Here is a 9,821-nt window from a genome sequence, read left to right as displayed (position 1 = left end):
CCCTCTCCCGGTGGGAGAGGGGCTATGCGGAGCGGGTGGCGACGATGGGCGGGACGGCGGCGGCGCGCAGCGCCGGGCCGATGACGGCGGCCTGGCCCAGCAGCAACAGCGCCAGCGCGCCGAACGGCAGGTAGGGCAGCGGCAGCCGCGCGATCTCGAAGTGGTGCATCAGCACCTGGTTGCCGCCGTAGGCCAGCAGCATGCCGAGCGCGATGCCGGCGCCAGTCAGCAGCAGGTTCTCGGTCTGGAAATAGGTGGTGATCTGGCGGCGAGTGGCGCCAAGCGCGCGGCGGATGCCGATCTGCTTGGTGCGCTGCTGCACCCAGAAGCTGGCCAGGCCGACGATGCCCAGCGCGGTGACCAGCAGCATCGCCGCGATCACCGCGACCAGCAGCCACGCCATCGCGCGGTCGCTGCGGAAATAGCGTTCGCGCAGTTCGGACAGGGTGCGGCTTTGCTGCTGGTCGAGCACCGCCTCGGGCACGGCGCGGGCCACTGCCTGGCGCGCGGCCTGCATCACCCGCGGCAGGTCGAGCGGATCGGCGCGCAGCACGTAGCTGCCCGATTGCGCGTCGTCGCGCACCGGCACGATCACCGACCACTGCGCGCCGGCCACGCCCTCCTCGCTGCGGCCCGGGTCGGTGACGGCGAAGTTGTCCACCACGCCGGTCACGCGGAAGTGCGCGCCGCTCCACAGTTCCTTGCCCAGCGGGCTTTCGCCGGGCCACAGGTGTTCGGCCAGCGCGCGGGTGACCCACACAGGGGCGTCGCTCGGCACGAAGTTGTCGATCGGCTGGAAGTCGCTGGCGGCGAAGGGATTGCCCTGCACCGGGCGCAGGCCGAGCGCCTCGATCGCGGCGGCGTCGGCCATGTAGAAGTGCAGCACGCCGGCCCACTGCTTGCCCTCTTGGTCGAGGCTGGCGCCCATGTAGCCGGCGCGCTGGCCGAACGGGGTGCTGTTGGCGGCGCCGGCGGCGCGCACGCCGGGGATGGCGCGCAACGCGCCGAGCACGCGTGCGTTGAGGTCGGCGTTGCTGCAGCCGTCGCAGCCGTTGAGCGTGATCGTGCCGACGGCGCTTTCCTGCACGCCGCTGTCGATGCGCATCAGTTCCAGGCGGCTGGAGATCAGGAAGAAGGCGTTGCACAGCACCGCGCAGGCCAGCGCGATTTCCAGCACGATCAGCGCGGCGGCGACACGGTGGCGGCCCAGTGCGGAGAGGATTGGCTTGATGTCCATGGGTCGGCTCCGCTTACAGGGTCTTCAGTTGCATCGCCGGGGCGATGCGGCTGGCGCGCGAGGCGGGGAACAGGCCGGCGACGATGCTGGCCGACAGCGCCAGCACGAAGGTGGCGGCGAACATCGGCAGGTCCAGGTGCACCAGGTCGGCGTATTCCACCGGCTGGCTGCGGATGGCCCCCAGCCCGGCCAAGGTCAGCAGCAGGCCGAGCGTGCCGCCGATCAGGCCGATCAGGCCGGCCTCGATCAGACATTGGGCGAAGATCGAACGCCTGGATGCACCCAGCGCGCGGCGCACGCCGATCTCGCTGCCGCGGCGCAGGAACTTGGCCAGCAGCAGGCCGACCGTGTTGAACAGGCAGATCAGCAGGAACGCCAGCGCCAGCCAGCTCTGCAGGCGCACGTCGCGCGGTACCACACGGTTGTAGTCCAGCCATTGCATCAGCGACAGCAGGCGGGCGTTCTCGGGGAAGGGGATCCGGCCCAGCGCCTTCTGCTGCGCGGCATAGTCGCTGACGAAGCGGCGGTAGTCGGCGACCTTGGCGGCGCTGCCCAGTTCCACCCACAGCTGCAGCCAGACGCAGTCGGTGTTCTGCAGGTGGCCGGGCACGGCCGGCAGCGAATTGCAGGTGAACTGGGCGAAGTGGCCGTCGTTGATTTCCAGCCCGGTCTGGAATGGCACCATCACGTCTTCGGCCTTGCCGTAGAAGCTGGCGGTGTCGCCCTGCGAGAAATTGCCGCCGGCCAGGGTGTGGAACTGCGGCGACGGCCGCCACGGCCCCAGCACGCCGACGATGCGCACGTCGGCATCGCGGATGCGCAGGGTGCGGCCGACGCTGTCCTTGCCGCCGAACAGTTTTTCGTTGAGGTCGGCGGAGATGACCGCGACCCGCGCATGCTTTTCGTCGTCCTCGCCGGTCCACGGGCCGCCGAAGGCGAACGGCACCGCGAACATCGGGAAGAAGTCGGCATGCGTCGAAAGCATCGTCGTCATCAGCGGCGGCTGCCCGGTTTCCGGCGCCTGCAACTTGATCGGGCTGTCGTTCACCAGCGCCTGGCGGTCGCCGCGCCCGGCGCGCCACAAATCCATCGCCGAGGTGTAGTCGAGCATGTCCGGCGGGTTGCGGCGTGCCTTGCTGGTCGAAAGCGCATCGACCTGCGGGTAGAAGAGGTGCTGGCTGCGGCCCGGCAGCGGATCGCCGGACAGCAGGTGCATCACCGTCAGCGTGGTCATCGCCGCACCGATGCCGATCGCGATGGACAACACCATCAGCGCGGTCAGCACCGGCGTGCGCCGCAGGCTGTGCAGGCCGAGTTTGAGGTAGTAGGCGAACATGGAAGGGTTCCGGTTGCGGGGGACACCCCTCCCCCTTTTGCAAAGCAAAAGGGGGAGGTTGGGAGGGGGTGGCTTTTCGCGGGGAAGCCAAAGCACCCCTCCCCAGCCCTCCCCTGCGCTACGCGCAAGGGAGGGCGCAGGTCAGCCGTGCGCCAGCGCCGGCTCGCGCAGCAGGTCGGTGGCCTGGCCGTCGACGATGTGCACGTTGCGCTGCGCGCGCGCGGCCAGCTCCGGGTCGTGGGTGACCATCACGATGGTGGTGCCCTGGCTGTTGATCTCCTCCAGCAGCTCCATGACGCCGCGCGCCATCTGCGTGTCGAGGTTGCCGGTCGGTTCGTCGGCCAGCAGCAGGCGCGGGCTGCCGGCCAGGGCACGGGCGATGGCGGCGCGCTGCTGCTGGCCGCCGGACAGTTCGGCCGGGTAGTGCTTCATCCGCGAACCCAGGCCAACGTCGCTCAACGCCTTCTCGATGCGCTGCCTGCGCTCGGCGGCGGGCATGCCGCGGTAACGCAGCGGCACGTCGACGTTGTCGAACAGGTTCAGGTCGGGGATCAGGTTGAAGCCCTGGAAGATGAAGCCGATCTTCTGGTTGCGCAGGCGCGAGCGGGCGTCGTCGCCGAGGTGGCTGACGTCCTGGCCGTCGAGCAGGTACTGGCCGCTGGTGAAGGTCTCCAGCAGCCCGGCGATGTTGAGGAAGGTGGTCTTGCCCGAGCCTGACGGGCCGGTGACGGCGACGAACTCGCCTTCGCGCACGTGCAGGTCCAGCGAGCGCAGCGCGTGGGTTTCGACCTGTTCGGTGCGGAAGACCTTGGAGACGGATTGCATCTGGAGCATGGGAGGTTCCTGTGCTGAAAGGTGGAAACGGGGATCAGTTGATGGAAACGCGCTCGGCATCGCCGAACAGATCGGTACCGGAGACGACGACCTTCTCGCCCGGTTGCAGGCCTTCGACGATCTCGACCTCGCCCAGGCTGCTGACGCCGAAGGTCACCGGGCGGCGGCTGGCGGTGCTGCCGTTGACCACCCAGGCGTAGCGGCCGCCGGACTGCTCGACGAACGGGCCGCGCTCGACCTTGACCACGTCCTTGCGGGTGTCCAGCAGGATGCGCGCGCTCATCCGCTGGCTCTGGCGCAGGCCCGGCGGCTGCTGGTCGGAGAAGCGGATGCGCGCCACCACCTCGCCGTTGACCACCTCCGGCGACACCGCCGAGATTTCGCCCGGGAACGGCTGCCTGGAGCCGCTGGTCAGCTGCGCCGGCATGCCGATGGCGAGGTCGCGGGCGAAGCTCTCGGGCACCTTGATCTCGACCTCGAAGCGCGACAGGTCGACCACGCCCAGCACCGGCGCGTTGGCGACGACCTGGGTGTGCTGGGTGGCCTGTACCTGCCCGACCTGGCCGTCGAACGGCGCGCGCAGGGTCAGCGCATCGACCTGGCGCTGCACCTCGTTCACCACCGCCTTCTGGCGTTCGGCCAACAACCGCTTGTTGCGCGCGTCGAGGTCGGCGCCGCGGCTCTGCAGGGTGGCGTCCTGGCGGGCGTGCTGCAGTTCGATCTCGGCCTTCTTCAGTTCGTCCCGGGCCTTGGCCAGATCCACCTGCGGCACCGCGCCGCCGTCGAAGCCGCGCTGGTAGCGGTCCAGGTCGCGCTGGGCGGCGGTGCGCACCAGCTCGGCCTGGTCGGACATCTTCGCGCCGGTGGCGCGGGCCAGGGTGGCGTCGAGCGCGGCGCGCCCGGCCTCGGCCTCCAGCCCGGCCAGGGTGGCCTGTTCCTGCGCCAGCTTGCTGCGCAGTTCGGGGCTGTCGATCACCGCCAGCTCCTGGCCCTGCTTGACCACGTCGCCGGCCACCACCTTCAAGGTCACGGTGCCGGCGGAGATGGCGTACAGCACCGGGCTGTTGGCGGCGATCACGCGGCCGTCGGCGGCGATGTCGCGCACCAGGTCGCCGCGGCCGACGGTGGCGATGCGCAGGCGGTCGCCGTCGAACGAGCGCGAGCCGCCGAGCCAGCCCTTGGTGACGAAGCCGACGCCGGCCAGCACGACGAGCACGGCCACGGCCGGCCACAGCCAGCGGCGCCACTGCGGCCGCTGGTGCTGGGTGATTGTCTGGTCCTGTGCGGAGGTGTCGCGGATCATCGTCGGCATCGCTGGTAGGTTGCTGTTCATCAAGCAGGTCCCGTGCCAACTCGCAAATATTTGAAATCATTGGAATATGTGCGAATCCGGAAAGTGTCCGGGTGTCCGCGGACACCCGCGCGGACAGTGTCCGCGGCGGGCCTGTCCGGCGATGTCCGCTGGATGGCCGAATCGGCTGACTTAGAATGTCCGCTCTTTTCGCAAGCGGGCGGTTTATGTGCGGCATCGTTGGGGCGATCGCTGATCGCGACGTGGTACCGGTACTGATCGAAGGGCTGAAGCGGCTGGAATACCGCGGCTACGACTCCTCCGGCATCGCCGTGCTGGACGGTAGTGCCATCCGCCGCGTGCGCCGCACCGGCCGCGTGGCCGAGATGGAAAGCGCCGCCGCCGCCGAGGGCTTCAGCGCGATGCTGGGCATCGGCCACACCCGCTGGGCCACGCATGGCGGGGTCACCGAATCCAACGCCCACCCGCACCTCAGCCACGGTGTGGCGCTGGTGCACAACGGCATCATCGAGAACCACGAGGAACAGCGCGAGCGGTTGCGCGCGCTGGGCTACGCGTTCGAGTCGCAGACCGACACCGAGGTCATCGCCCACCTGATCCACCACCACCTGCAAGCCGGTATTGATTTGCTGGAAGCTTTGCAGCGTGCGGTGAAGGAACTGACCGGCGCCTACGCGCTGGCGGTCATCAGCCAGGCCGAGCCACAGCGCATGGTGGTCGCGCGCATGGGCTGCCCGCTGCTGGTGGGGCTGGGCGAGGGCGAGAACTTCGTCGCCTCGGACGTGTCGGCGATCGTCTCGGCCACGCGCCGGGTGGTGTTCCTCGAAGAAGGCGACACCGCCGAGCTGACCCGCGCCGGCGTGCGGGTGTTCGATGCCGGCGACGTGCCGGTGCAGCGCGAGGAGCGGCTGTCCAGCGTGTCGCTGGCCTCGCTGGAACTCGGCCCGTACCGCCACTTCATGCAGAAGGAAATCCATGAGCAGCCGCGCGCGCTGGGCGACACCATCGAGGCCGCCATTGATGCCGGCGGCTTCCCGGCCGAACTGTTCGGCAAGGATGCGCAGGCAGTGCTGGCCGGCGTCACCGGCGTGCAGATCCTGGCCTGCGGCACCAGCTATTACGCCGGCCTGACCGCGCGCTACTGGATCGAGGCCCTCGCCAACCTGCCGTGCAGCGTGGAGATCGCCAGCGAATACCGCTACCGCGCCGCCTATGCCGACCCGAAGCACCTGATCGTCACCATTTCCCAGTCCGGCGAAACCCTGGACACGATGGAGGCGCTCAAGTACGCCAAGTCGCTTGGTCACCGGCACACGCTGTCGATCTGCAACGTGCCCGAGAGCGCGATCCCGCGCGCCAGCGAGCTGGTCTGCTACACCCGCGCCGGTGCCGAGATCGGCGTGGCCTCGACCAAGGCCTTCACCACCCAGTTGGCCGCGCTGTTCCAGCTGGCGGTGGTGCTGGGCAAGCTGCACGGCCGCGTCGATGCCGCGCAGGAAGCCGACTACCTGGAACAGCTGCGGCACCTGCCGGGCAGCGTGCAGCACGCGCTGAACCTGGAGCCGCAGATCGTCGCCTGGGCCGAGCGCTTCGCCGGCAAGGCCAACGCGCTGTTCCTCGGCCGCGGCCTGCATTACCCGATCGCGCTGGAAGGCGCGTTGAAGCTGAAGGAAATCTCCTACATCCACGCCGAAGCCTACCCGGCCGGCGAGCTGAAGCACGGCCCGCTGGCGCTGGTGGACGCGGAGATGCCGGTGGTGGTCATCGCCCCCAACGACAGCCTGCTGGAGAAGGTGAAATCCAACATGCAGGAAGTGCGCGCGCGCGGCGGCGAGCTGTTCGTGTTCGCCGACCAGGACAGCAATTTCAGCGCCTCCGAGGGCGTGCACGTGATCCGCACCCCGCGCCACGCCGGCGTGCTCAGCCCGGTGGTGCACACCATCCCGGTGCAGCTGCTTGCCTACCACACGGCCTTGGCGCGTGGCACCGACGTGGACAAGCCGCGCAACCTGGCCAAGTCGGTGACGGTGGAGTGATTGTGTGCGCCCTGCGGGAAACCGCAGGGCGCGGGCGGCCGCCGCTATTCCCCGCGTTTGTCCGTCGAGGTGGCCACCAGCGGGTAGCCGCTGAACGGCTTGACCTCGTCCATCAGGAACTGCGAGACGATCTTCTCCACGCCGTAGTCGCCGCCGAGCAGCAGCCGGGCGATGTCCTTCCAATGGTGCACGTCGTTGACGATCACCCGCAGCAGGTAGTCGTGGGCGCCGGAGATGCGGCTGGCCTCGACCACCTCGGGCATGGCGAGGATGCGGCGGTCGAACTCGGTGAATTCCTCCAGCGCGTGCTGCTTGAAGGTGACCTGCGCCAGCACCACGGTCGCCGAGCGGATGCGGTCCACCGCCACGTGCGCGTGGTAGCCGCGGATCAGCCCCTTGGCCTCCAGCGCGCGCACCCGCGCGAGGCAGGCGCTGGGCGAAAGCGCCACGCGCTCGCCCAGCGCCTGGTTGGTGATGCGCGCGTCCTGCTGCAGCACGTCGAGGATCTTCAGGTCGGTACGGTCCAGCGCCTTGGCGGTCATGGGATTTCCCGGTGCGGCGGCTGCCGCAGGTTGTTCGCTATTTGATGACGGGCGCCGCAGATTCTGCGTATTTCACCTGCGGGATCGGCCATATCCACGGCTTTCTGCGTTGGAACCATAGTGCAATCAATGGTTTGTCGCCAGTTGTCGTGCCGTTGATTCTGCTGGACAGCGATGGCGCTTTTCACTTTCACTCGGTCCCAGCCGCGCATGCCGCCGTGCGGGAATGCCCGCCGGCTCCATCCATCGCCACCAGGGGACCGTGCCAATGCCTTCGCAACTCCACGTCCGCAAGCTCACCCACGCCATCCGCTTCGCCTGTTGCCTCGGCGTGGCCGCCGCCACCACCACCGCCTGGGCGCAGGACGCGACGCCGCCAGCCGCGGGCGCCGACCCGGCCCGGACGCTGGACACCATCACCGTCACCGCCGGCAAGCTGAAGGAATCGGTGCGCGAGATCGCCGGCTCGGCCTCGGCGGTCACCGACCAGCAGTTGCAGGACATCGGCGCGCAGTCGCTGGCCGACTACATCGGCCGCACTCCGGGCGTGGTGTTCAACAACTACCAGCCGGGCGTGTCGCACGTGGTCATGCGCGGCATCGCCACCAGTTCGGGCAACGTGCAGGGCCAGCCGACCACCGGCTACTTCCTCAACGAGGTGCCGCTGACCGAGCCGGGCTGGACCATCGCCATCCCCGACGTCGATGCCTTCGACCTCAACCGCGTGGAAGTGCTGCGCGGCCCGCAGGGCACGCTGTTCGGCTCGGCGTCGATGGGCGGCGCGGTCAACTACGTCGCCAACGTCGCCGACAGCGGCGGTTTCGACGCCGCCGCCGAGGCGACGCTGAGCCAGACGAAGAACGCCGACCTCGGCTTTGCCGCCAAGGCGATGGTGAACCTGCCGATCAAGCAGGACCTGCTCGCCGTGCGCGCGGTGGCGCAGTACCGCGACGACCCCGGCTTCCTCGACAACATCGGCACCGGCCGCAAGGGCGCCAACGACACCACGCTGGACGGCGGCCGCCTGTCGGTGGTGCTGACCCCGTCCGAAGCCACCACCCTGACCTGGCTGAGCCTGCTGCAGGACATCGACAGCGACGACAACGGCTACCGGATCGCCGGGCTGGGCGACCTGCAGCGCGACACCGCGATCCCCGAGTTCACCACTACCAAGGTCGCCGTGCACAGCCTGCGGCTGGACCAGGACCTGGGCTTCGCCGACCTCACCGCGTTGGCCGCTTACCAGAAGAAACAGCAGGACTGGCGCTTCGACTACACCCCGATCCGCGCCGCCTACAACGCCGACCTCGACCTGGACCTGACCTCGCCGCTGTACATCGAATCCGGCGGCGAGAGCCGCGGCAAGAGCATCGAGCTGCGGCTGTCGTCCAAGCCCGGTGGCCGCGTCGACTGGCTGGTCGGCGGCATGTACTTCGATTCGGACAAGGACCTGTACGAGCAGATCGGCGCCGCCGGCGCGGCCGCGGCGTTCGACCAGTCGGCGCTGTTCGGCCCGGGCAGCGGCGCGGTGATCGCGCCGGACGGGGAGGTCTTCAACGCCTTCGGCACCCACCTCGGCGGCTCGGAGGCGGCGCTGTTCGGCGAGGCCAGCTTCCACTTCAACGAACAATGGAAGGCGACTGTCGGCGGCCGTTTGTTCCGCAACGAGGTGCGCACGACCACCACCCAGGTCGGTTTCTCCACGTATCCGGGCGATCCCATCGTCTCCACCCAGCAGACCAAGGAAAACGGCTTCAATCCCAAGGTCGCGCTGAGCTGGCAGCCGAACGCGGACGTGATGGTCTACGGCCTGGTGTCCGAGGGCTTCCGCTTCGGCGAGCCGAACACCGCCGGCCTGAGCGCCTATCCGGTGCCGTCCGGCTCGAAGAGCGACAGCCTGGTCAACTACGAACTCGGCACCCGCACCAGCTGGGCCGGTGGGCGCCTGCTGCTCGACGCCACGCTGTTCTACGTGGACTGGAAGGACATCCAGCTGCGGTTGCAGACGCCGGACTTCTACAACTACGCCAGCAACGGCGGCAAGGCCTACAGCCGCGGCATCGAGCTGGCCACCACCTGGCGCCCGGTGGATGCCTTCGAGTGGCAGGCCGCGGCGACCTGGCAGCGTGCGCGCTTGGACGAGGACCTGTTCATCCTCTGGTACGGCACCGCACCCAAGGGCTCGCAGTTGCCGGGCTCGGCCGACTGGACGGTGAGCAACCTGCTGAGCTGGCACTTCGACACGCCTTTCTACCCGGTGCTGTCGCTGTCGCACCAGTACGTCGGCGGCGGCATCAGCGACCTCAACTCCGCGGTGCCGGGCGTCGCGCCGAACCGCCAGGGCAACTACAACCTGTTCGACCTGCGCTATCGGATGACCTTCGGCAGCACCGACGTGACGCTGTTCGGCAGCAACCTCACCGACAAGCGCGGCGTCACCCGCAGCGTGGCCGAGACCAACGGCGTCGGCGAAGGCCTGGTGCGGCCGCGCACCGTCGGCGTGACCGTGCACTGGCGCTACTGA

The 9,821-nt window shown here is 69.1% G+C and carries 7 protein-coding genes; 2 read left to right on the top strand and 5 right to left on the bottom strand.

The window, feature by feature from the left end:
- Window positions 1–22: 22 nt before the first annotated feature.
- The 4 genes from ABB34_RS09175 to ABB34_RS09160 all read right to left on the bottom strand — a co-directional run bounded on the left by ABB34_RS09175 (window position 23) and on the right by ABB34_RS09160 (window position 4,710).
- Complete coding sequence (locus ABB34_RS09175; protein WP_057641017.1) at window positions 23–1,237, bottom strand: ABC transporter permease; 1,215 nt, start codon at window positions 1,235–1,237, stop codon at window positions 23–25.
- Window positions 1,238–1,250: 13 nt separating this feature from the next.
- Entirely contained in the window at window positions 1,251–2,573 is a 1,323-nt protein-coding gene (locus ABB34_RS09170) for an ABC transporter permease (protein WP_057641016.1), read from the bottom strand.
- Between the two features lie 141 nt (window positions 2,574–2,714).
- The gene (locus ABB34_RS09165) at window positions 2,715–3,407 is read right to left on the bottom strand and encodes an ABC transporter ATP-binding protein (protein ID WP_057641015.1); all 693 of its coding nucleotides are present in this window, start codon (window positions 3,405–3,407) and stop codon (window positions 2,715–2,717) included.
- Window positions 3,408–3,441: 34 nt separating this feature from the next.
- Window positions 3,442–4,710 carry an efflux RND transporter periplasmic adaptor subunit gene (locus ABB34_RS09160; RefSeq protein ID WP_057641020.1) on the bottom strand — a complete coding sequence of 423 codons (1,269 nt, stop codon included), beginning with the start codon at window positions 4,708–4,710 and terminating at the stop codon, window positions 3,442–3,444.
- A gap of 215 nt (window positions 4,711–4,925) precedes the next feature.
- On the opposite strand from ABB34_RS09160, the gene glmS reads away from it, so the two are divergent.
- Window positions 4,926–6,755: a glutamine--fructose-6-phosphate transaminase (isomerizing) gene (gene glmS / locus ABB34_RS09155; RefSeq protein WP_057641014.1), complete on the top strand. Its 1,830-nt coding sequence runs from the start codon at window positions 4,926–4,928 to the stop codon at window positions 6,753–6,755.
- 44 nt (window positions 6,756–6,799) lie between these two features.
- Here glmS and ABB34_RS09150 read toward each other — a convergent pair whose 3' ends face one another.
- Window positions 6,800–7,297, bottom strand: coding sequence for an Lrp/AsnC family transcriptional regulator (locus ABB34_RS09150; protein ID WP_057641013.1), 498 nt, complete (start codon window positions 7,295–7,297; stop codon window positions 6,800–6,802).
- 268 nt (window positions 7,298–7,565) lie between these two features.
- Between ABB34_RS09150 and ABB34_RS09145 the strand changes: the two genes are divergently transcribed.
- Window positions 7,566–9,821 (top strand): TonB-dependent receptor, encoded by a 2,256-nt coding sequence (locus ABB34_RS09145; RefSeq protein ID WP_057641012.1) that lies wholly within the window; start codon window positions 7,566–7,568, stop codon window positions 9,819–9,821.

Origin of the sequence: Stenotrophomonas daejeonensis (genome assembly GCF_001431505.1) — a bacterium.
Lineage (GTDB): Bacteria > Pseudomonadota > Gammaproteobacteria > Xanthomonadales > Xanthomonadaceae > Stenotrophomonas > Stenotrophomonas daejeonensis.
The sequence above is the reverse complement of the archived record's forward strand: the minus strand, read 5'-3'. Positions and strand labels throughout refer to the sequence as shown.